Source organism: Bacillus sp. FJAT-29937 (genome assembly GCF_001509555.1).
Lineage (GTDB): Bacteria > Bacillota > Bacilli > Bacillales > Cytobacillaceae > Cytobacillus.
Genome location: NZ_LMAS01000015.1, coordinates 33,557 through 57,426, shown reverse-complemented (window position 1 = coordinate 57,426; position 23,870 = coordinate 33,557). Strand labels below are relative to the sequence as shown.

The following is a 23,870-nucleotide window of genomic DNA, read 5'->3' as shown; positions in this document are numbered from 1 at the left end:
TAATTGAATTTGTTTTGTCATAGTGCTCGTTTTATCTGTATCTCCACCAAAATGTTTGTTATGGAGCTTTCATAGTGCTCGTTTTAACAGTAGCTTTTTTCAAAATGCGAGTTATGAAGCTTTCATAGTACGCGTTTTATCTGTATCTCCCTCAAAACGCGAGTTATGAATCTTTCATAGTGCTCGTTTTAACAGTAGCTTTATCAAAATGGGAGTTATGAAGCCTTTATAGTGCTCGTTTTATCTGTAGTTCCCCCAAAACGCGAGTTATGAATCTATCATAGTGCTCGTTTTACCTGTAGTTCCTCCAAAACTCGTGTTATGAATCTTTCATAGTGCTCGTTTTAACTGTATCTCCTCCAAAACGCGAGTTATGAAGCCTTCATAGTGCTCGTTTTATCTGAAGCTCGGCCAAAACGCGAGTTATGAATCTATCATAGTGCTCGTTTTATCTGTAACTCCCGCAAAACGCGAGTTATGAATCTATCATAGTGCTCGTTTTACCTGCATCTTCACCCAATGCGAGTTATGATTCTTCGTTTTATCTGTAGCTCTACAAAAATGCGTGTTATGTAGGCAGCCTACTAACTAAGTCCTGCGTATTCCGCCTTCTATGTGTAAATCTGATATTTTTTAATTTTATAGTTCAGATTTTGCCTAGAAATCCCGAGTTGTTCTCCGGCTTTGGTAACGTTTCCATTTGTGCTGGTTAGGACTTGTTGGATCATGGTGCGTTCTAAGCGTTCGATTTGTTCAGGCAAGGTGCCAGTGATTTGTACGGAAGCACCGGTGATGATTGGATTTTCCTGCTGCTGCATTTTATGTTTGAGCATGGGCGGCAGATGGTCGTATCCAATCATTTTTTCGTCATACATTAGGTTAAGGCAGCCCTCAATTACATGCTCCAGCTGCCGGACGTTGCCGGGCCAGTGGTAATTCATGAAAAACTCAAAAATATCCGGTTCGAGGCCGTCCACCTTCACGTCAAGGATTTCCGCATGCTTCGCAATACAATGATCAATTAGGACGCGAATATCTTCCTTCCGATTCCTTAATGGCGGAATCCATAAATTCACAACCCCTAGGCGATAAAATAAATCCTCACGAAGGCGCTCATGCTTAATGGCTTCCATCGGGTCTTCATTCATCGTGGCGATCACTCTTACATCAATATCCATTTCCTTCGTTGACCCGAGCCTTGTCACCTTCCGTTCTTGCAACACACGCAGAAGCTTTGCCTGCAGATTAATACTCATTGAATTAATTTCATCCAGCATAAGGGTCCCATTATGAGCCTGTTCAAATAATCCCGGCCGGTCGATGGCGCCAGTAAAGCTGCCAGCCTTCGTGCCGAATAGAAGGCTTTCGAGCAAGGATTCAGGGAGGGCCGCACAATTTTGCGCAATAAATGGCTGGTTTTTCCGTGGGCTTTCATTATGAATGCTTTGGGCAAAAAGCTCTTTTCCTGTTCCTGTTTCACCAACGATTAATATATTGGACTTCGAACGTGCAGACCTTCTTGCTTGCTCAACGGATTGAGCCATTTCTCTGCTGGAAAAAACAATGTTTTCAAAATGAAAGCGCGTATTGTTTTTTTGTGAAGGGAGAGAGCTTAATGGCTCGACACCGCCCTTCACCTGCTTTTGCAGCCTCATAATTGTTTCTGAAAGCTGCTTTTTTTCAGTAATATCCTGTGAGACTTCCATCGCTCCGGCAATATTCCCATCAAGCACGAGAGGCACTGTCCGGACAACTGTAGTAATTGCTTTTCCATTTGTTGAAAATTGGGTTTCCCGATGATTAAGCGTTCTTCTCGTTCTGAGAGAGGTTAATAGGGTGCTCGTGTTTTCGTCCACACTCCATACGTCAGTTACCCGTTTATTTCTTACCGTTTCCGGCTCCATTGTTTCGACTTCGCCTGCTTTTCGATTATAGAAAAGGACTTCTCCCTTATCATTGATAACAGCAATTCCCTCATCCAGCTGATCCAAGATTAAATCAAATAATTGCTTTGTTTTATTCATCTCCTGGATTTGGTGATGAAGCTGCTGGACTTGTGAAAGATCCTTTAAAAATAAAAGATACGTACCGAATTGGCCGTTATCGAAAAAGGCGATGTTGGCGAGCAATTGCTTTGCACCTAATAAGATCGAAACGCCTGTCTTCGCTTTTCCCTGAATACATTTTCTGAAATCATCTGATGGGATCAGTTCAAAAATAGAAGAACCAATAAGGGTGGACGGGCTTTCTAGGAATAAGCGTGCAGCCGTACGGTTTAATGAAAGAATGGATCCATCTCCGCTAAATAGAATCATAGATTCGTAGGAATGATTCCATACTTCCCGTAAGGCCAAATGAGATTGGTCCATCGATAATCACCTGCCTCTTTTGAAAAATATTTTGCTGCAAATATATTTTCCTCCTATTGAGCAATTCTTTATATATTTGGAATGTTAACATAACTGTCAACGGAATTAAATGGATATTCATTTTATTTAGATAAATTGAAAAAACAGAATAGAAAAATATTTTTCGGTGTATGAATTTTTTTCGGTTATTAATGGATGGATTTCTCAAAAACACTCACACTTTTTCGACAATTAAGGCATCTTTGTGCCGTTTTTTATGATCTGAATAATTTGGCACGGAACTTGCTAGATAAATTCCTGTAAGACTGAAGGAGGAATGAACGATGAAAGTTTCATTAAAAAACGTACAAGCCATTGATGTCCATGCGCATCCATATGTAGCAAATGAAAAACCATATACAGCTGAGGAATTTTTAAGACAATTATCCTTAGCGGTTATTCCGCTTCAAATACCGGAAAATTATCAGCGATTGCCTAAACAGCCTTTTCCGGGAAGCAATATGTGGGTGCAAATTTTAATACAGCGTTTAGCAAAATATTTTTCATGTGAACCAACCCTTGAAGAAGTGACTAAGCATCGGAACGAACATGCAGCTGATTTTAAAAAATATACACGGAAGCTTTTCACGGATGCGAAGCTTACTGGTGTAGTAGGGGATTTTGGATACCCACAGCCGCCTTTAAGCAAGGAAGAGTATGCTGATTTAAGCGGAGCGCGCATTTGGGAAATCTATCGAATTGAACCAGTGATGGTTAAGCTCAGTCAAACTTGCGGAAACTTTTCAGAATTCAATGAAAAATATCGTGCGGATTTAGCAGATGCATTAAAGACGGAAGGAGTCGTCGGACTAAAGTCGATTATTGCTTACCGCAGCGGTTTGGAAATTTCCCCAATGGATGAAAAGCAAGCAGCTGATGAATATGAAGAGTTCAGACAAGATTCCCGTGCGATTGTTAAGAATCTACGAGACTATTGCCTGCATGTGGCGATGGAAGAGTGTACGAAGGCTGACAAGGTCATGCATATCCACACGGGAATTGGCGATGGGGAGGTTGTTCTTCCTAAGGCAAGTCCAAGCTTCCTGATCGACATGCTTCGTGATGAAAAATATCAAAATACGAAAGTCCATCTTGTTCATGGAGGGTATCCATGGATTGAAGAAGCGGCATTTATCGTTAGCATTCTGCCAAATGTATATATGGATATTTCCTTGCAAAATCCGTTTAGCGGGCATGGGGTCAAACGAATTTTGTCACAAGTATTTGAATTTGCGCCATTCGAAAAGGTGATGTATGGATCTGACGCCTTTACTGTGCCTGAAATGAATTGGCTCGGTGTTCATTTATTTAAGGAGTGCTTTGAGGAAGTGTTAAATTCATGGGTCGATTCTAACTATATGGATGTTGAGACTGCTCAGGCAATCGGGGAAATGGTGCTCTATCGGAACTATGAGAATGTATATCAAAAATATATGAAGGAGGCAACTGTATGTCCAACCAATTAGAGTTAAATCCGCAAAGAAAGCTTGGCTTCTGGGCGATTTGGGCGCTGGGAGTCGGGTCGGTTATTGGAGATGGAATCTTTCTTTTAATGGGGCAAGGGATTGCTACGGCTGGTCCAAGTGCCATCGTAGCCTATGGAATTGCGGGGTTTTCCCAATTATTTTTAATGGTTGCTTTAAGTGAATTGGCAGTAGGGATGCCCAATGCCGGGGCTATGTCCCAATGGGTTGAACGATTTATGGGTAACTGGTGGGGGTTTTTGGCCGGGTTCACGTTTGCTGCCGGTTGGGTAATTTGCGGCGGAAGTGTCGGCATCGCCCTAGGAAGAATTACGATGTGGTTTTTCCCGCAGCTTCAAGGGGCTATGTGGCCAGCGTTTTTTGCTATCCTGTTCCTGACGATTTTTGCTATCTTGAATATTCTTGGCGCTGAGGTAGCTGCGAAAACACAGCTATTATTAGTAGTCATTATGACTGTCGTTATGGCGCTTTTCTCCATTATTGGTTTAAAGGATGTTAACTTAGACAACTTCACTCCATTCCTTCCTCATGGATCTGATGGCTTCTGGGCAGCCATCCCGTTAGGTACATACGCATATTTAGGAGCTGTTACGCTTGCAACGGCTGGCGGCGAGGCAAGGAATCCGAGAGATTTACCGAAAGCTTTATTATGGTCAAGTATTACATTTATTGTGCTTTATTCAGCTGCTCAATTTGTGTTACAAGGGCTAATTCCTTGGGATCAAATCACAATTGACAGTTCACCGTTCACAGTTGCTGCTGAAATGGTGTTTGGAATCGCTGGTGCATACATCATGAATATGACTGCATGGATTGCAGCTGCTACATGTATTTTGATGGGTACGCTTTACGCTGCATCACGAATCTTTTATGCACAGGCAAAGAGCGGATTTATGCCGGCAGTCTTCGGAAAGCTTCATCCAAAAACTGGAACGCCAGTTTATGGAATTATCATTGTGTGGGCACTTTCAGTCGCTCTAATTATTCTAGGAACATTTAATCCAGATTTCCTTTATATCGAATTATCGAATCAAATGGTATTTGCATGGCTTATTTCATGGACGCTTGCCTTAATTGCAGCTGTTCTTTACCGAAAAAATGCAAAGGAAGAAGTCAGCCAATTATCATGGAAACAGCCGCTTTACCCGTTATTTCCAATCCTCGGCTTCATTGGAATTGCCATCGTTTTCTACGGAAGCTTCATTGGCTCGCCGATGACACTTCTTCGCGGAGTCATTTGGATGGGAGCGTTATATATTCTGTTTAAAGTATTTAACAAAAATAAAAATCAAAAGCCTTCCGGTGAGAAAAAGGCAGTGTAGGAAGGGTGAAATTGAATGGAAACAGTAACTGAAATAAAGATAGATGAACAGCTCGCCAATCAGCTATACGAAATTCGCCGGCATCTTCATCAAAATCCAGAGCTATCATTTGAGGAATTTAAGACATGCGAGTATTTAGAGAGTGTGCTGTCAGGCTGGGAAATTCCTTTTAACCGGATTGGTGAGACGGGAATTTATGTGGACATTATTGGGGAAAAAGGGGAAGGGCCTCATGTCGGAATAAGGGCAGATATTGATGCCCTTCCGATTCAGGAACAAACCGATCTGCCGTTTGCTTCTGCTAATCCGGGAGTGATGCATGCCTGTGGCCATGATGGGCACACGACGATTTTGCTCGGCACGGTGTACCAGCTTTATCACCATAGAAGTAAGCTATCTGGAAGGGTTCGCTGTATTTTTCAGCCGGGTGAGGAGGCAGATGGGGCAGCACAGCAATTAGTCAATCTTGGAATCCTCGAGGCTCCGGTGGTTGATTGTATGCTCGCCCTGCATTTATGGCCGCATTTGCCGCATGGAACGATCGGTATTAGATATGGTGCGGTAACCGCATCCTGTGATGATTTTATTATTGAAGTGAATGGAAAAAGCGGACATAGTGCAAGGCCGCACCAAGCGATTGATGCGATTACTATTAGTTCGCAAATTGTCCAAGCACTTCATACACTTGTCACGAAAGCGAATAGTCCAGTGGAGCCGGTTGTTGTTCATATTGGAAAAATTAACGGAGGGAAAGCAAGTAATATTGTCGCTGACCAAGTAATTTTAGAAGGAACAACACGCGCTGTTTCCTTTGAAACTAGGACTCAATTAAAAATACAGCTTACTGAACTATGTGAGAATATCGCAAAAAGCTTTGGCGGAAAGGCGTCAGTTCGATTCAAAGAGGACGCCCACCCGCCTGTGATTAATAGTGAATGGGTCACACAGATTGTTGATAGAACGGCAAATGAACTTTTTGGACCGGAAAAAGTGGTTCTTTTACATGAGCCATCAATGGGAGCGGATGATTTCGGAGCATTTGCTGAAAAGGTGCCAAGCACGTATTTCCGGCTTGGGACTGCTATGAAAGGGAAAGAGGCCTTTGATTTACATCATCCGAAATTTAAATTCGATGAATCAGTTATGTTGACTGGCATTGAACTATTTACTTCTGTTGTGCTAAACAAAATGCAAAGGGGATAATTCATCATGATTACAAAAGAAATGCAGCAAACAATGACGAAAGAACAAGTACTTGAGATTGTAAAAAGTGAAAAAATCGAATTTATTCGCGTAGAGTTTTTGGACTATGCCGGTATTACTAGAGGACGTACGATCCGTCCGATGCAGCTAATGGATGCAATGGAAAAAGGGATTAATTTTAGTACAGCGATTATGAGCTTTGATGTGTTTGATGAATATATTCCAAATCCGAGCTTTGGTGCAAATGACGGCGACTTCTTTGCCGTGCCAGATCCAAGCACATTTGCTATTCTGCCATACCGAAAAAACACCGCACGGATGCTTTGCGACTTGGTAGATATTAATGGCGACCCATGGCATGGCTGCCCAAGAGGCGCGCTAAAGCGTCTTTTAAATGAAGTAGAAACCCTTCTAGGCGGAAAAATGAATATGGCCTTTGAACAAGAAGCCTATTTATTGAAGGAAGAAGACGGCAAGCTTGTTCCTGCAGATAACAGCCATTGTTTCTCGATTGAGGGAGCGGATATGCAGGAGGATTTCATTCAGGATTTTGTATATTCATTAGAAGCAATGGGTGTGGAGACAGAGCAATTATCAAGTGAATACGGTCCAGGGCAATTGGAAATTAACCTGAAATATACGAACGCATTGAAGGCTGCTGATGACCAGGTTACATTTATGCATTTATATAAGCAAATCGCGCGCGATAAAGGTTTAATTGGCACCTTGATGCCAAAGCCTTTTGCAGAGCATGCCGGAAGTGGCCTGCATGTGCATATCAGCTTATTTGATGAAGGGGAAAACCTGTTTGAGGATACGACTGACCAGCGCGGGCTAGATATGTCTGAAAAAGCCTACCATTTTATTGGCGGATTGTTAAAGCACGGTTCATCCTTGATTGCAATCGGAGCGCCGAGCATTAATTCCTATAAAAGAATGCAGCCAGGTTCATGGGCGCCTGCTCATATTTGCTACGGCTCCGGCAACCGTTCCGTTCTCGTCCGTATCCCGGAAAAAAGAAGAACGAGAAGATTTGAGTTCAGGGGTGCAGATGGCACATGTAATCCTTATTTGCTGGCCACTTGTCTAGTAGCAGCAGGGCTTCGCGGCATTCAAAACCAAATCGATCCTGGTGAACCCATTGAATTCGATGTCAGCACGGCAAGCGAATTTCAATTAAAAGAAAGAGGCATCAAGTGGGTGCCGAGAAGCTTAAATGAAGCGATCAATGCTTTGGCAGAAGACTCTGTTTTGGCGCAAACAATCGGCCGTACCATTTGGGAAGAATTTATTAATATTAAGCGGACAGAATGGAGTAAATATTCTAAGATAGTAAGTGAATGGGAACGACAGCTGTTTTCTTCTAGATTTTAGTGGAGTGGAGCCTCTTAAGGGGGCTTTGCTTTGTTTTGGGGGAATTTCAGACGTAAAACGAGCATCATGAACCCTTTATAGTGCGTGTTTTTTGCTCTAGCTTATCAAAACGAGCATCATGAACCCTTTATAGTGCGTGTTTTTTGCTTTTGCTTATCAAAATGATCGTCATGAACTCTTCATAGTGCGCGTTTTTTGCTTTAGCTTATCAAAATGAGCATCATGAACCCTTTATAGTGCGTGTTTTCTGATGTACCCCATCAAAACGAGCATCATGAACCCTTTATAGTGCGTGTTTTTTGCTTTTGCTTATCAAAATGATCGTCATGAACTCTTCATAGTGCGCGTTTTTTGCTGTACCAACTTATCTTAAAGAGATTTACGCTCGTTTTGGAGAACTTCCGGCTTAACTCATTCTTAAAGGGATTTACGCTTTTTTTGGAACTCCATTTTTTGTTAACCTTTTTAAAGAGAGGGGGATTTTTTCAGTGAAAATACATTATATTCAAAATGACCCATTGGCAACATTAGGATTTATTGAAAAATGGGTATCAGAAAAAGGCTTTACGGTGACAAGGACGCAAATGTTCGAGAACGATCCACTGCCCTCGGTTGATGATTTTGACCTATTAATTATTTTAGGCGGCAGAATGGGTGCGTACGAAGTGGAAAAATTTCCGTGGCTTGAAACGGAAAAAGAATTCATCAAGGAAGCGATTGACAAGAAAAAATTAGTATTAGGAATTTGCCTGGGGGCACAAATGATTGCCAAGGCCCTAGGGGGGAACGTTTACCCGCACAAGCATCAGGAAATTGGCTGGTGGCCGATTGAATTAACAGCAGAGGCGGGGGAAGTTTCACTTTTTAATGGGATTCCAAAAACTTTTACCGTCTTCGAATTCCACGGTGACACCTTCGACCTTCCGGAAGGCGCCACCCATCTGGCAACAAATGAAGCATGCCGTAACCAAGCCTTCTCCTATGGAGACAAAGTAGTCGGCCTGCAATTCCACCCCGAATTCACAGGTGGAATGGTAAGCACCTTTGCCGAAAAATTCGGACCTAAGCTGCAGCCCGAAACGTTTATCCAAAACCCATTGGAGTGGACTGACCAGCAGCATCTGGTTGGGGCTGAAAGCATTATTCGAACTATATTGGAGAATATGGCGGGTAGTTTGGAAGTATAGCGTTGTCTTGTTCGATTTGAAAAGTGCCCTTCCCTTGGCTGGGCTGGAGGAACTGTGCTCCCTATTAGGTAGACGGATTAATCTGTTTGCCTGATGGGGAGTTTTGATTTTTGTCCTAGGAACAAAGGTCGCTTTCGCAGCACTTTGACTTTTATTTACAATTGTCTAGAAAAGGAAATTTGGCTTCCGGATACATATGCACCGAAAGGACACCAGATCCTTTATTTGTGCAAAAATGGGTTCATTCCTTATGTTTGCGGACTCTGGATCCGTTATTTTACTAAAAAGCAGTGGATCCCCTGTGTTTTTTGGCGAATAACGTACCTGGTGTCCGTATAGCCCTAAAAAAGAGCTATTTAAGACAAATAGCGTACCCAGTGTCCACTCAACCCTAAAAATATGGTCATTTTTTAAAAATAGCGGACTCAATGTCCGCATAATATTCAAAAGTGTAAAAATAACGCTTAAAACACTACTACTCTCAGTATTTGACAAAAGGGGGCCCTAACCGTCTGAAACCGTTCAGGCAAGAAAATCCCCCCTCTTTTCCTTATGCTATCTACCACTTTCTGCGCTTCACTTTGGATTTCTTCATTTAACTTTCCAACATTTACCCTATGAATAGAGTGAATAAACTAACGATTACTTTAAATTAGAATATTGACATTAGTGGTAATTTTATTTATCCTTTAGGTAAACGGTTACACATCTTAAGAAAAGACATATAGACATTCAAATTACTAAACAAATTAATTTTTTTTACTTAATAGGTAAACGGTTACATATATTTTTATGGAGATGTTTGCATAATATGGTACCGGCTTCATGAGGAAAGGTGACTACGTTTGACTACCACAATAAGGGATGTTGCGAAATTATCAGGTGTATCTGTGGCAACAGTTTCAAGGGTTATTAATAAAACAGGATATGTTAGTGCTGAAACTGAGGCAAAGGTTCAAGAAGTGATGAAAAGGTTGGATTATGAACCAAACCAGCTTGCTAGGGGATTAACAGCAAAAAAGACGAAAACGATCGCTTTAATTGTACCGGATATTTTAAATCCCTTTTTCCCTGTTTTATCAAGAGGGGTTGAGGATGTTACGAAGCTGCATGGATTTACGCTAATTTTGTGCAATTCAGATGACTCTGGCATTAAGGAGAAATCCTATATCGATATCCTCAGAAAAAAATATGTAGATGGGATGATTATTGCTTCAAATAATTTGGGATTAAAGGAGATCAAGGATTTGGAACAATCCAATATTCCCTTGGTCGTATTGGACAGGGCACAAGATATTGAAACCAATTGTGTTATACGGGTCGATAACTTTGGTGGGGCAATAAAAGCAGTACAGCATCTCTTGGATGTAGGATGCAAAAAGATCGCCCATATATACGGTCCCCTTGAATATAGTACAGCCCGCGAACGGCTTGCCGGTTATGAGGAGGTTGTGAAAAAGCTTCCTTGGTTTACACCAACCTTATTGGTACCTGGGGATTTCACAATTGACGGAGGAAAGAAGGCAACAGATGAATTACTTAAAATACATCCGGATGTTGACGGCATTTTCTCAGGTAATGATCTTATGTCAATTGGAGTACTAAAGCAATTACACAATGTAAATATCAAAGTCCCTGAACAAATTGCTGTATGCGGCTTTGATGGAATCAACCTAACTGAAATTACTCAGCCGGAACTCACTACAGTCGCGCAGCCCATCTATGAGGCAGGAAAATTAGCAGCTGAGAATTTAATTGCCAGAATCAATAATTCTAAAACTGGGAAGGAGGTAATAAAATTACCGGTTTCCCTCATTGTAAGAGATTCAACGAGAAAGAAGGTGCAGGAGAAGAATGATATCTAAAATTGCAGTCGTTGGCAGCATTAATATGGATTTTGTTGTTCAAACGGAAAGGATTCCAATCCAAGGGGAGACGCTTTTAGGTAAAGATATTAGCTACTTACCCGGGGGGAAGGGGGCAAATCAGGCGGCAGCTGCCTCCAGACTTGGGGCTGAAGTTCGAATGATCGGGAGTGTCGGCAAGGATCTGTATGGCAAAGAGCTAATTTCATGCCTAAGCTCAAATGGAGTAAAGGTTTCTTCAATTAAGGAAATCGAAGGCTTTTCTACTGGAACAGCAATTATATTGTTAGCTAATGGGGAAAACAGCATTATCGTCATCCAAGGTGCAAATGGAAAATGTCTGCCGGAGGATATTGATCGTAACATTGATGTCTTAATGGAATCAGATATTGTTCTGATTCAAATGGAAATTCCTATGGAAACCGTCTGTCATACGGTTAAGGTTGCAAAGCTCCTAAATAAGACTGTTATCTTAAATCCTGCTCCTGCCCAGCCTATTCCGGAAGATATATTGGCATGTGTGGACATGATTACACCAAATGAAACTGAGCTGGACATTCTTACAAATAATTGGGCAGTGGGGAATGATCTAGAAAATAAAATGGACGCGCTGCTTTCGAGGGGGGTTCGGAATGTAATCACCACGCTAGGTTCAGAAGGGGTTGCATTTAAGGGGGATGGGCAAAGCTTCCAAAGGATTCCAAGCTATAAGGTGCCGGTCAAGGATACAACTGGAGCTGGTGATGCATTTAATGCGGGGTTAGCCTATTCAATTGGCCAAGGCAAAACCATTTTAGACTCAATAGAATTTGCCAATAAAACAGCAGCATTGGCTATTGGGAAATCAGGTGCATTATTAGGTATGCCGAGCTTAACAGAGGTATTAAGCTTTCAGGAAAAGGCATGTAGTTCTCAATAATTAAACTATATATAAAACTATCAATCAATTAATTTTTAAGGAGAGTGTGTTACAAATGAAAATTCTTTTTATCGGGGAATCCTGGATGGTTCATATGGTTCATGTGAAGGGGTACGATTCCTTTGAATCCACTAAATATGAAGAGGGTGCTACATACTTACTTAATTGCTTAAGAGAGGCAAATGTAGAAGTAGATTATATGCCTGCTCACGAAGTCCAGGTACGCTTTCCAAAGAAACTAGAAGTGCTTCAGCAATATGATGCGATTGTTCTGAGTGATATTGGGGCAAATACATTCTTGCTGCAAAACTCTACATTCTATCAAATGGAGATTATTCCAAATGCATTAGAGCTGCTGAAAGAATATGTTTCTCTTGGCGGGGGCTTACTGATGATCGGAGGATATCTATCATTCATGGGCATTGAAGCTAAAGCAAATTACAAAAATACTGTTCTTGCAGATGTCCTTCCAGTTGAAATGCTTGATAGAGATGACCGCGTAGAAATGCCACAAGGAGTACGGGCTGAAACGGTTAAAGAACATGCGATTACAAAGGGTATGGAAAATTGGCCAAACTTCCTAGGATACAACCAGTTTAAAGCGAAGGACGGGGCAGAGGTTCTAGTTAACATTCAAGAGGATCCCCTTCTTGTAGTTGGTGAATATGGCAACGGGAAAACAGCATGCTTTGCCAGTGATTGCGCACCTCATTGGGGTCCAAAGGAATTCATGGAGTGGGAGCACTATCAGCCGTTATGGGTACGGATTTTAGAACACATTAAAAAATAACAACAGTAAGTTGGTGATGGACATGACCGTGGAGGAAGTCGTTCGGGAAAACAAAGACGAATATATCGATTTTTTGTCTAAATTGGTGCAGACAGATACCCAAGTCATTGGACATGGGCTGTTAGGCGGAAATGAGAAGGCTGGGCAGGAAATCATTAAAGGGAAGCTATTGAATCTTGGTTTTGAAGTAGATGAATTTTTAGTAGAAGATGAAAAGATCAATAAATATCCCGGAGCCAATTTAGGCCACAATAATGCAGATCGTCCCAATATTGTCGGAACATTAAAAGGATCAGGAGGTGGTAAATCCCTCATTTTAAATGGTCATATTGATACGATGCCTTATGGAGATCGAGAAAAATGGTCCCATGACCCTTTCCTAGGACAGGTTCAGGATGGTGTGCTATATGGACTGGGATCTACGGATATGAAAGCATCACTAGCCGCAATGGTTATGGCGGCACAAACCATTAAAAACATGGGCTATCAACTGAAAGGCGACTTAATCATCCAATCGGTAGTCGATGAGGAAGGTGGAGGAAACGGAACGCTTGCATGTGTAGAACGCGGTTATACGGCTGATGCTGCAATAGTTGGAGAGCCAACGCAATTACACATACAGCCTGCACATATGGGGTTCCTGTTCCACGAGATTGTTGTAGAGGGACACAGTCTTCATTCTAGTCAGCTTTGGGAAGGCGTAAATGCGATCGACAAAGCTTTCAAGATTTATCAAGGGTTAAAGGACTTAGAGCACCATTGGCTTATGACAGAAAGGCACCCGCTCTTGCCAGGTCCTACAATCAATCTGGGAGAAATAAAAGGTGGGATAGCCGGGTCTGTTGTTCCGGGCTCTTGCACATTAAAAACATGTCTTCACTATCAGCCTAGACAATCTGAAACGTATGAACAAACGAGAGAACGTGTGAACAGAGAAGTGATTGAAGCAATAGAAAGAGTGGCAAAAGGGGATGAATGGTTAGAGAAGCATCCTCCTAAGGTGAGCGTCTATCAGGAGGGGTATCCTTTTGAAACGCCGATTACTCATCCTCTTGTTCACGAGATGAAGAGAGTCATAGAGGAAGCATTAAAGGAAGATGCAGTAATCGAAGGAATGCCGGCAGGGTGCGATGCCCGTTTGCTTGCAGGGTTTGCTAACATACCAACAATTATTCTTGGGTGCGGTGATCCGAAACAATGTCATTGTGTGGACGAGTCCGTGTCAATTTCCCAATTTTTATCACTAATCGAGATTTATGTTCAATTCATCATCTCATGGTGTGGCGTTGAAGCTATAAATTAAAAAACTATTCATTTAAATGGAGGGGAAAATTTTATGAAAAAAACGTTGTTTCTAATTTGTTTGTCCATGTTACTAGTTTTATCAGCTTGTAATTCAGGGGAAAAAGCAGACTCTGGTAAAAAAGATGATGGAAAAATAACAATTGGGGTTTCAACAGCTACGCTTCGCCACCAATTCTTTATTGATATTGATAATGGAATGAAAAAGGCAGCAGAAGAAGCGGGAGTAGAATTGTTAGTTAATGACCCGAACCTCGACTTAGCAAAGCAAGTATCTTCTATTGAAGATTATATGCAAAAGGGTGTAGACGCTCTAGTCGTTTTAGCAGTAGATAATGCTGGGGTTGTTCCAGTTGTTGAAGAGGCAAAGGAAAAAGGCATTCCGATTATTACGGCAGATGCAGTAGTAGAAAGTGGAAGTGTAGATACTTTCATTGGAACTGAGAACCTTGAAGCCGGTAAACAACTTGGTGAGTATCTAAAAAAAGACATTGAAGCTAAAGGCAAGGATGTACAAATCGCAGTTGTTACACATGAACAATCTTTCGTTCAAAAACAAAGATTAGAAGGCTTTAAAGAAGTATTAAAGGATATGGGAAATGTAAAAGTCCTAAATAGCCAACCAGGTTACGACCGTCAAAAGTCAATGGCAACAGTAGAAAATATTCTTCAAGCTAATCCAGATGTTGATTATATTTACGCTACTGCAGAAAATAGTGTGCTGGGTGCGTTAGCCGCTCTAGAATCAGCGAACAACAAGCATACAAAGATCATAGGTTTTGATGTAACAGAAGAAGCAGCAGAAGGAGTTCGCAGTGACTTTATTCTTGCTATGATTCAGCAGCAGCCTTTCAAAATTGGTGAAGAATCTATCAAGGCTGCCCTTGATGCTATTAATGGAAAAGAACTAGATAAAAATATTAGTGTACCAGTTATTTTAATCGACAAATCGAATGTAGACGAACATTTCTAATAGTAGAACAGGGAGATTTTCTCCCTGTTTTCTCACTAAACAAAAGGGGGAGTATGGAAGTGAACTCACCAATCATAGAACTGGAGAATATTACAAAGGAATTTTCCGGTGTAAAAGCACTTAAGGGTGTTTCTCTGACTGTTTATCCTGGAAGTGTTCATGCGCTTGTTGGAGAGAATGGAGCAGGCAAGTCTACCTTAATGAAAATTCTAACAGGCGCCTATTCAAAAACGAGTGGGGAAATTCGTTATAAAGGCGAAATCATTGACAATATGGATCCTAAATCCTCAAAGAAAATCGGGATTCATTGTATTTACCAAGAATTAAATGTAGCCAATTTCTTAACGGTTGCAGAAAATGTCTTTCTTGGCAGTCAGCCAACTAAGAAAATGGGTTTAATTAATTGGAATTACATGAATGAAAAGGCAGCAGAAATTTTTAAATCGCTTCAAATTAATCTTAATCCGAAACAATTGGCAAAAGAAATTAGTATTGCACAAAAACAGATGATTGAAATTGCACGTGCGATTTCTCAGGAAGCTAAAATATTGATTATGGATGAACCTACTTCATCATTATCTGAAAGAGAAACAGAGATTCTGCTGTCTCTCGTAACCGAACTTAAAAATAAAGGTGTCAGCATCTTATATATATCCCATAGAATGGATGAGATCTTCAAGGTTTGTGATACTGTTACTGTTCTAAGAGATGGTACTCATATTAAAACCCTTCCAATGGATGAGGTTAAGGATGTAGACCAGCTCGTTGAATTGATGGTTAACCGGAAGATGGACGATTATTTTAATAAAGAGGAAGTTCCTATCGGAGAGCCTGTATTAAAGGTGCAAAACCTTTCAAAATCAGGAGTGCTTAAGGATATTAACTTTGAATTACGAAGCGGTGAAATTCTCGGAGTAGCCGGCTTGGTAGGCTCAGGAAGGACGGAAATCGCTCAGGCATTATTCGGCCTGTTAAAAATAGATAGTGGTGAAATATTGATTGACAATCAAATAGCTAAAATTAATAATCCCAGCGATGCAATCAGGATGGGAATTGGCTTTGTTACAGAGAACCGTAAAGAAACTGGCCTGATTCTAAAGCAGACTGTAAGAGAAAATATTTCTCTTCCAAGCCTCAGCAAGTTTAAAAAGGGTCTCCTTATTAACAAAAAGACAGAAAAAGAAGTTTCAGAGGATTATAAACAAAGGTTAAATATTAAGGCGAGCACGATGGAACAGAAAGTATCTACGTTAAGTGGAGGAAATCAGCAAAAGGCCATTATCGCACGCTGGATGATCCAAGAACCAAGAATCCTAATACTAGATGAACCATGCCGCGGGGTTGATGTAGGTGCAAAGGCCGAAATTTTTGCCCAGATCAGTAATCTTGCCAAGCAGGGCGTTGGAATCATCATGATTTCTTCCGAGCTATCAGAAATTGTTGGGATGAGTGACCGAACAATTGTCATGAGAGAAGGGGCTATTGCCGGCGAACTTAGTAAAGAACAAATAACCTCAGATAATATATTAAAATTAGCCTTTGGAGGTGGAATAGGTGCTTAATAATACATCAACAAACATGAATTTGGATCAAAACACACAGAAAGCAAACTGGAAGCAAAGGCTTTATGTCCTTTTCGACAAGGGTAGTACGACTATCGGTCTAGCTTTACTATTTATCATTATGTCTATTATTACTACTGACTTTTTGACAGTTGATAACTTGCTTAATGTCATGCGTCAATCCGCTGTATTATGTATTATGGCTGTAGCAATGACCTTCATTATTATTACGGGAGGAATTGACTTAAGTGCAGGATCCCAGCTAGCTGTAAGTGGTGTAGTAGTGAGCGGGCTTATTGTAGCGGGTGTACCGATTCCGCTTGCGATTCTTATTACCGTCTTAGTGGGCGGACTAATTGGTCTCTTTATGGGAACTGTTATTTCAACACAGAATATCCCGCCGTTTATTGTCACTCTAGCAATGACGACCATTTTAAGCGGGATTGCTTTTGTGTATACAGCAGGAACCCCGGTTGTTATTACTGATGCTGGATTCAGACAAATTGGACGCGGGTATCTTGGCCCTATTCCAACAGCGATTATTATCATGATTGTTGTGGCCATTATTGGGCATGTTTTGTTATCACATACTCGTTTCGGCAGAAATGTTTATGCGATTGGTGACAATGAAGAGGCTGCAAGATTATGCGGTATTAATGTGAAATGGGTGAAGACAGGCGTTTATGTTTTAGGGGGAGCTGTTACGGCTATCGCCGGTATCGTCCTTGCCTCTCGTCTGTCTTCTGGTTCACCGAATGCAGGTACAGGATCTGAATTAGATGCAATCGCCGCTGTTGTATTAGGCGGAACTAACCTATTCGGAGGCGAAGGGAAAATTGCTGGAACTTTAATGGGTGTAGCGATTATTTCTATTCTGAACAACGGGTTAAATTTATTAAATGTTTCTTCCTATAATCAATTGATGATTAAGGGTGTTGTTATTTTATTAGCGGTTTGGCTTAATTCGATTAAAGCAAGAAAAAATGCGAGTGTGTAGGTGAATATTATGAGTGGCGGTATTTTTCCGGAAAAGAAGCATATATTAGAAAATTTATTTCATGTATCAAAACCAATTATAGGTATGGTTCATTTGAAACCACTTCCTGGAGCTCCTCATTATAAAGGCGAAAGTATGGATGAAATCATCCAGTTTGCCCTTGAGGATGTCCGCCGTATGGAAGAGGGCGGAGTAGATGGCTTACAAATAGAAAATGCATGGGACCTTCCTTTTCCAAAGCCAGAGGACTTCAGCTTTGAAACGGTTGCAGCCATGACGGCAGTAGGGGTCGAAATTCGTAAAGCATCTAAGCTGCCTCTAGGTGTAAACTGCTTAGCTAATGCAGTCGTCCCGGCTATTGCGATTGCCAAAGCATGTGATGCTAAATGGGTTCGATCAAATCAATGGGTAAATGCTTACGTAGCTAATGAAGGAATCGTCGAAGGGGCCTCAGCAAAAGCTATGAGATATAAAGCAAACCTCTTCGGTGATGATATAAAGGTTATGGCCGATGTTCATGTAAAGCATGGCAGTCATTCCATCGTTGCTGACCGCAGCTTGGCAGAACAAACACGGGATAATGAATTCTTTGATGCTGATATTTTAATTGCTACTGGAAACCGAACCGGGGATGAAACTTCACTAGATGAACTCATCGGTATTAAGGAGTCTGCTAGTTTACCAGTTATTATTGGAAGCGGAATGACTACTGGCAATGCCAAGAAGATTCTATCTATTGCAGATGGTGCGATTGTTGGAAGCTTCCTTAAGGAAAACGGAAACTGGTGGGAAAGAGTAGATATTGAAAGAGTAAAACAGTTTATGGACCAAGTAAATTCACTCCGATAGAATAGGGAGTTTTTAACATGGTAAAAGTTGCGGTACATGGATTTATTAATGCAGACTTAATTGGACTGATTGATGGATTTGCAGAAATCGATCAAGAAGTGGAAGGCAAGGAATTACAAATAGCCCCGGGTGGATCGGCAGCCAATGTTGCTGTCGGTCTTTCGCGTTTAGGGGAAGAAGTATATTTCTTAGGGGCAGTCGGTGAAGAATCGTATACTTCTTTTCTATTAAATAGCCTTGAAAAGGTTAAGCTTGATTATATTCAAAAAATACAAGGAAAAACCTCTGGCACTGTTATGGTGCTTGTAAACAATGCGGGATTACGAACGATGTACACTTTCCCAGGGGCTAATTCACATTATGATGCTGATCTCGTCCCGCGGGGATTTTTTGAAAGTATTAGCTTATTGCATATAAGCAGTCCCGTCATAAATCTGGCGCCCTCACTATTTAGATGGAAAGAAGAATGTCCTGACTTGAGAATTTCTTTTGATCCAAGTACTTTATTGACAAAGAAAGGTTTGCCATTTTTGGAGCCATTGCTGTCAAAAACAGATATTTTATTCGTCAATCGCTCCGAAATAAATGATCTATTCCCGAATCAAGATCTGGATCATTCGATAAAATCACTCCATGATTTAGGAGTGGGCAATATATTTGTTAAATTAGGTAAAGAGGGTGCACTGTCTAGTTTTATCACAGAAGGAAGAGGCTATAGTCAGCTAGCCCTGCCATCTATAAAGGTTCATCCAGTTGATTCAACTGGTGCAGGTGATGCTTTTGCTGTAGGTGCCCTATATGGAATCATTCGAAATTGGTCGCAAGAGGAGATCTTGCGGGCCGGAATTAAATTGGGGTCTAGTGCTGTATCTGAAGTTGGTGCGAGAAAAGGCCTGCCGCATTTTCTAGAGAGGGAAGTGTAGCTATTATGGATATTCAAAAGGTATTTCAACATCTAGATAAAGATGATGCTATTCAATTTTTAAAGTCATTAATCCAGATCAATACGATCAATCTTCCAGGTGGGGAAAAAGCGCTAGCGGACAAGATTAGTCAGCGCCTTGAAAAAACAGGATTATTGGTACAGCCAGATTTAGTGGAAAAGGATAGAGAAAACTTAATCGTTTCATATGTAAATGAAGAAATCGCACCTGACCATTCAAAAAGGCTAATATTCAGCGGACATTTCGATACCGTCCCAGTCGGGAATGTAGAATGGACCTATCCAGTGTTTGAAGGAAGACAGGTTGATGGCCGGATATATGGGCGGGGCTCATCAGATATGAAAAGTGGTGTAGCCGCCATGATTATCGCAATGGAATGTATCCAAAAAGCGGGAATTAAATTGAATGGTATTCTTCAATTTGTAGGTACTGTCGGTGAAGAAGTGGATTGCCTAGGTGCTAAAACAGTGGTGAAAAAAGGTCAAATTAATCAAGCTTCGGCGATTGTTATTAGCGAACCCACTTCAAATCAACCCGTTATTGCCCATAAGGGTGTATTGTGGTTAAAAATCTCTATGTTTGGAAAAACAGCACATGGTTCCATGCCTTCGGAAGGAATTAATGCAATATTGGCAATGAATCAATTTATGAATGAATTGAATACTTATATTCTCCAATATGATGAGCATGAAATCTTAGGAGGCTCTACATTGAATATTGGAATGATCAATGGGGGAGTTGGGACAAATGTCGTTCCAGACGAATGTTCTATGACTATTGATATTCGTACTGTGCCAGGACAATCACATCTAGAAATTACTGAGGATATCAACCAGCTGGCACAAAAGGTATCTGAAAAAATGAATGTGTCGTTTGGAATAGAAGTACTGAATGATATGGGCTGTGTCTATACTCCTGCAGACGATCCTTTTATTGATTTAGGGATTGGAACAGCTCAAAGCTTGAATAGTAAGGAAAGCCTAAAGCCAGGCGGGGTTAATTATTATACAGATGGATCCATTTACAAGGCACACCTTCCTAAAGTTCCTATTTTAATATATGGACCGGGAGAACCTAAACAAGCCCACCAGCCTGATGAATGGGTTGAAATTCAAAAATACCTCGACTCCATAAAATACTACATTGCCTTGGCCATTGATTATTTAGGGGTTCAAGAGGGTGCGAATGGCGCTTTGGACTAAGAAGGAGGAGAATATGATTTGGAACTAAAAGTTGTTGTTATCACAGGTGCCGGCAGCGGACTAGGTGCTTCTCTGGCTAAAAAGTATTCTAATATGGGCTGCCATGTATGTTTAATAGGAAGAAGAGCTTCAAAACTTGAAGAAACCGCTAAACAATTAACTAACAGCTACTCTATTTACGAGTTGGATGTGACGTCCAAAAGTGCGGTAGAAAAGGTAATGTGGTCCATTAAGGAAGAAGTGGGGCCCATTGATTTATTAATCAATAATGCTGGACTCGGCGTGTTTGATTTGGCAGAAAATATATCGGAAGAACATGTGCATGATATGATCGATATAAATTTAAAGGGAACGATTTTTTGCACACAAGAAGTCCTGCCGAGCATGAAAGAGCGCAACCAAGGCATTATTGTAAATGTTGTGTCAACGGCTGGAGTTGAAGGGAAAGTTACCGAGTCCGTTTATTGTGCGAGTAAATTCGGAGTGCGGGGATTCACAGAGAGCCTTGTCAAGGAACTAAATGACACGGGCATTCGCGTGTTCGGTGCTTATATGGGTGGAATGAAATCACCTTTCTGGGACGGCATTCTCACAGAAGTGAAAATGAAGGATTTCATGGATCCAGATGATATAGCGGATATTATCATTGATAATGCTAAACTTCGAAAAAATCTGATTGTAACTGAAGTTGTTATTAAAAATAAATTTTAGTAGGGCGGTTGGGTGTGGAGTGGTTTTTGTAAGTTCCATACTACGTTAGGTGGCTGGCCATTTTAGTTTTCTAATTTGGCCTTAAACCCACGTAACGTAATCTACATAAAACATCGGGACGGTTCCGTATTTCTTTGAGGAAATGCCGGAATGTTCCGGTGTTTTGTTTCCTAGACTTAGTAAATTGCTTGGAAAAATGTGCTCCCTTGATCTCCTGCCTAGTTACCTACGTCATGCTGCGATAAACCAATGGGTAAAAATTTAAATTAGGAAAAAACATATTCGAAGTCTACCTAACTGAACTTGGCGGACTCCAGTTCCGTTAAATGCGACAAAATGGGTTAATTCCCTGTGTTTGCGGACTCAGGATGCGCTATTTTGCTAAAAAGCAGTGACTTCCCTGTGTTTTTTTGCGAATAACGTACCTGGTGTCCGTATAGCCCTAAAAAAGAGCTATTTTAGACAAATAACGTATTCTGTGTCCGCTTAACCCCTGAAACGAGGGCATTTAATGAAAATAACGAACCTGATGTCCGCAGTAAATACTTCAAGGGATTCTCATTTACAATCCATGTACTAATTCCTGTTGTTAATGGAATACTAAAAATTGCAGTAACACAACTAAGGAGGAAATTAGAATGGATGAAAGACCAATTGAGGTAACAGGGGATCAGCTTGATGAGCGAAATACTTTAACAGGCCCTGACGAAGGGAAGGGATCCTTTCCTAGACGTCCCCAAAATGTAGAAATCGAAAAGAAAAACTCTAAACCGGTGTTGAGGTATCCGCTTGGGTAATAAAAGGAACACGTGAATTGATAGGTCAAGGACAGAGTTAACTCCTTGACCTTTTTTGTTAAAAGGGAAAGCTGTTCGACCACAGACATCAGGTTAAGCGGACACAGGTGCCGCTATTATTAATAAAACGGGTTAAATCATATGTTTGTGGACATTGGTTCCGTTAATATGAAAAAAGCAGTGTATTCCCTGTGTTTTTTTGCGAATAACGTACCCGGTGACCGTATAGCCCTAAAAATAGGGCCATTTCATATAAATAGCGGATTCAATGTCCGCTTAAAAGGTATTACTAAAAGATTTTTGACAGTGGGAAGGTGGAGAGAGTTTTATTTCTACCTTCCCTTTCATTTTGTAGTATTATTTAACCCAAGGAGTGTGAAATGATGAGATTGATTAAATTTTTAATAGTTACGGTTATTTTACTGGGTGGCATTGGGTTTGGTGTTTATCACTTTGGTACAAAGTTTGCCTCTGATAAGTTAGTAGAGACGATTTCCTCTGAACTTGAGAACAGTGGGGAACTGGAGGAAATAAAGAAAACAATTGAAAGCGATCCTAAGTTACTGGCATTTATAGAAGAGGCTGAAACGGCTGACACTAGCAACTTGCCTTTTAAAACAAAAGAAGAGGCCACTAAAGTTTTGATTCAAAAGGTTGGTATTTCCGAACTTAATGATATTAGGGTGCAAGTGCAGAATGGATCTGTTTCGAAAGAAGAAATCCTTCAGGAAATCCAGGGGAAATTAACAGAAGAAGAAATCATGGCATTGAAAGTAATCGCCTATAAGGAGTTATATAAATAACGTCGGTGGATTCAAAACACCCCATGATAGGGGAATTTCTTATAGAAAGAGAAGGTGTTAGATTTGGAACTTAATTTGAACAATAAGGTTTCACTTGTTATCGCCTCTAGTCAAGGATTAGGAAAAGCAGTGGCGGAGAGACTTGTAAAAGAAGGGGCAAATGTCATGCTAACGAGCAGGAATGCTGAAAAGCTAGCTGCTGTTAAAAGTGAATTAGATGCCCTGGGCAAAGGGAAAGTTTCCTATTTTCCAGCTGATATTACAAAGGTTGAAGATATTTCACTCCTTGTTCGCAAGACGAGAGAAGTCTTTGGAAAAATCGATATTTTAATTAATAATGCCGGCGGCCCTCCTGGAGGAACATTTGAAATGTTCTCCGATCAAGACTGGCAAAATGCCTTTGAGTTAAATTTGTTAAGTTATATTAGAATCATTCGTGAAGTTCTTCCGGATTTAAAAGAAACGGGCGGACGAATTGTGAATATTGCTTCATCCTCTGTAAAACAGCCTATACCTGGGCTCATTCTTTCGAATACCTTCCGGACAGGAATTGTAGGATTGGCTAAAACATTGGCAGAAGAATTAGCGCCATATAACATTTTAGTTAATACGGTAAGCCCTGGCAGAATTGCAACAGACCGCGTTGCCTATCTTGACAAAATGAATGCTGATAGACGGGGCGTTTCTCAAGAGCAAATTAAAGAAGAAGCCCAAAATACCATTCCCTTAAAACGATATGGAACTCCAGAGGAATTCGCTAATGTCGTCGTATTTTTAGTTTCCGATGCAAGCACTTATGTAACTGGAAGTTCGATTTTAGTTGATGGCGGAATGATTAAATCGATATAAATATTAATGGGACGCGGTACCTCGCGCCAACTCGGATAAAAAAGCACGGGAATGAAACTTCTGTGCTTGTCCGAGAAATGGTGTTAAATTCTTAATTGGCTGATAAACGGGTAGAATTGGCTGACAAACTGCCTAAATTGGCTGACAAACAGGTGGATTTGGCTGATAAATGCCCACATTTGGCTGACAAACATGAGGGCAGCGTAAAAAGGTGCATAATATGATTGAAAAACGCCTGATTTTATTCAAATTTAGTAGTTAACTAGTAAATGTTTCCCCGTTTTAAAGCTTATGACGGAATTCGGCAACTTTCCCACTTAGTTTCCCCA

Annotated in this window: 20 protein-coding genes; 19 read left to right on the top strand and 1 reads right to left on the bottom strand. The window is 40.9% G+C overall.

Going from position 1 to position 23,870, the window contains the following annotated elements; genetic code table 11:
- Positions 1 to 611: 611 nt before the first annotated feature.
- On the bottom strand, positions 612 to 2,369 hold the full coding sequence (locus AR328_RS20685; protein WP_066301341.1) for a sigma 54-interacting transcriptional regulator: 1,758 nt from the start codon (positions 2,367 to 2,369) through the stop codon (positions 612 to 614).
- A 323-nt stretch (positions 2,370 to 2,692) separates the two neighbouring features.
- Here AR328_RS20685 and AR328_RS20680 point away from each other — a divergent pair, with 323 nt between their 5' ends.
- The 19 genes from AR328_RS20680 to AR328_RS20590 all read left to right on the top strand — a co-directional run bounded on the left by AR328_RS20680 (position 2,693) and on the right by AR328_RS20590 (position 23,541).
- Positions 2,693 to 3,874 (top strand): amidohydrolase family protein, encoded by a 1,182-nt coding sequence (locus tag AR328_RS20680; RefSeq protein ID WP_066301334.1) that lies wholly within the window; start codon positions 2,693 to 2,695, stop codon positions 3,872 to 3,874.
- Entirely contained in the window at positions 3,859 to 5,214 is a 1,356-nt protein-coding gene (locus tag AR328_RS20675; RefSeq protein WP_066301332.1) for an APC family permease, read from the top strand. The genes AR328_RS20680 and AR328_RS20675 overlap by 16 nt, the downstream gene beginning before the upstream one ends.
- Before the next feature lie 15 nt (positions 5,215 to 5,229).
- Positions 5,230 to 6,417 (top strand): M20 metallopeptidase family protein, encoded by a 1,188-nt coding sequence (locus AR328_RS20670; RefSeq protein ID WP_066301330.1) that lies wholly within the window; start codon positions 5,230 to 5,232, stop codon positions 6,415 to 6,417.
- A 6-nt stretch (positions 6,418 to 6,423) separates the two neighbouring features.
- Positions 6,424 to 7,791, top strand: coding sequence for a glutamine synthetase family protein (locus AR328_RS20665; RefSeq protein WP_231735061.1), 1,368 nt, complete (start codon positions 6,424 to 6,426; stop codon positions 7,789 to 7,791).
- Positions 7,792 to 8,279: 488 nt separating this feature from the next.
- Positions 8,280 to 8,978, top strand: a complete 699-nt coding sequence (locus AR328_RS20660; protein WP_066301321.1) for a type 1 glutamine amidotransferase — start codon at positions 8,280 to 8,282, stop codon at positions 8,976 to 8,978.
- An 845-nt stretch (positions 8,979 to 9,823) separates the two neighbouring features.
- On the top strand, positions 9,824 to 10,843 hold the full coding sequence (locus AR328_RS20655) for a LacI family DNA-binding transcriptional regulator (protein WP_066301320.1): 1,020 nt from the start codon (positions 9,824 to 9,826) through the stop codon (positions 10,841 to 10,843).
- The gene (gene rbsK, locus AR328_RS20650; RefSeq protein ID WP_066301319.1) at positions 10,833 to 11,762 is read left to right on the top strand and encodes a ribokinase; all 930 of its coding nucleotides are present in this window, start codon (positions 10,833 to 10,835) and stop codon (positions 11,760 to 11,762) included. Before AR328_RS20655 ends, rbsK begins: the two co-directional genes overlap by 11 nt.
- A 55-nt stretch (positions 11,763 to 11,817) precedes the next feature.
- Positions 11,818 to 12,552, top strand: coding sequence for a glutamine amidotransferase (locus AR328_RS20645; protein ID WP_066301318.1), 735 nt, complete (start codon positions 11,818 to 11,820; stop codon positions 12,550 to 12,552).
- Positions 12,553 to 12,574: 22 nt separating this feature from the next.
- Positions 12,575 to 13,855 (top strand): M20 family metallopeptidase, encoded by a 1,281-nt coding sequence (locus AR328_RS20640; protein ID WP_066301311.1) that lies wholly within the window; start codon positions 12,575 to 12,577, stop codon positions 13,853 to 13,855.
- Between the two features lie 33 nt (positions 13,856 to 13,888).
- Complete coding sequence (locus tag AR328_RS20635) at positions 13,889 to 14,827, top strand: substrate-binding domain-containing protein (protein WP_066301303.1); 939 nt, start codon at positions 13,889 to 13,891, stop codon at positions 14,825 to 14,827.
- Positions 14,828 to 14,886: 59 nt separating this feature from the next.
- Positions 14,887 to 16,389: a sugar ABC transporter ATP-binding protein gene (locus AR328_RS20630; RefSeq protein WP_066301398.1), complete on the top strand. Its 1,503-nt coding sequence runs from the start codon at positions 14,887 to 14,889 to the stop codon at positions 16,387 to 16,389.
- Positions 16,382 to 17,386: an ABC transporter permease gene (locus AR328_RS20625; protein ID WP_156422765.1), complete on the top strand. Its 1,005-nt coding sequence runs from the start codon at positions 16,382 to 16,384 to the stop codon at positions 17,384 to 17,386. Before AR328_RS20630 ends, AR328_RS20625 begins: the two co-directional genes overlap by 8 nt.
- A 9-nt stretch (positions 17,387 to 17,395) precedes the next feature.
- Entirely contained in the window at positions 17,396 to 18,235 is an 840-nt protein-coding gene (locus AR328_RS20620) for a BtpA/SgcQ family protein (protein WP_066301299.1), read from the top strand.
- Positions 18,236 to 18,252: 17 nt separating this feature from the next.
- Positions 18,253 to 19,158, top strand: a complete 906-nt coding sequence (locus AR328_RS20615; RefSeq protein ID WP_066301296.1) for a carbohydrate kinase family protein — start codon at positions 18,253 to 18,255, stop codon at positions 19,156 to 19,158.
- Between the two features lie 5 nt (positions 19,159 to 19,163).
- Positions 19,164 to 20,381: a M20 family metallopeptidase gene (locus tag AR328_RS20610; protein ID WP_066301293.1), complete on the top strand. Its 1,218-nt coding sequence runs from the start codon at positions 19,164 to 19,166 to the stop codon at positions 20,379 to 20,381.
- 18 nt (positions 20,382 to 20,399) lie between these two features.
- Positions 20,400 to 21,092, top strand: a complete 693-nt coding sequence (locus AR328_RS20605; RefSeq protein WP_066301289.1) for an SDR family oxidoreductase — start codon at positions 20,400 to 20,402, stop codon at positions 21,090 to 21,092.
- Between the two features lie 638 nt (positions 21,093 to 21,730).
- Positions 21,731 to 21,889, top strand: coding sequence for a hypothetical protein (locus tag AR328_RS22725; protein ID WP_156422764.1), 159 nt, complete (start codon positions 21,731 to 21,733; stop codon positions 21,887 to 21,889).
- Positions 21,890 to 22,272: 383 nt separating this feature from the next.
- The gene (locus tag AR328_RS20595) at positions 22,273 to 22,692 is read left to right on the top strand and encodes a hypothetical protein (protein WP_066301277.1); all 420 of its coding nucleotides are present in this window, start codon (positions 22,273 to 22,275) and stop codon (positions 22,690 to 22,692) included.
- A gap of 63 nt (positions 22,693 to 22,755) precedes the next feature.
- The gene (locus AR328_RS20590) at positions 22,756 to 23,541 is read left to right on the top strand and encodes an SDR family oxidoreductase (protein ID WP_066301267.1); all 786 of its coding nucleotides are present in this window, start codon (positions 22,756 to 22,758) and stop codon (positions 23,539 to 23,541) included.
- The last annotated feature ends 329 nt before the right edge of the window (positions 23,542 to 23,870 follow it).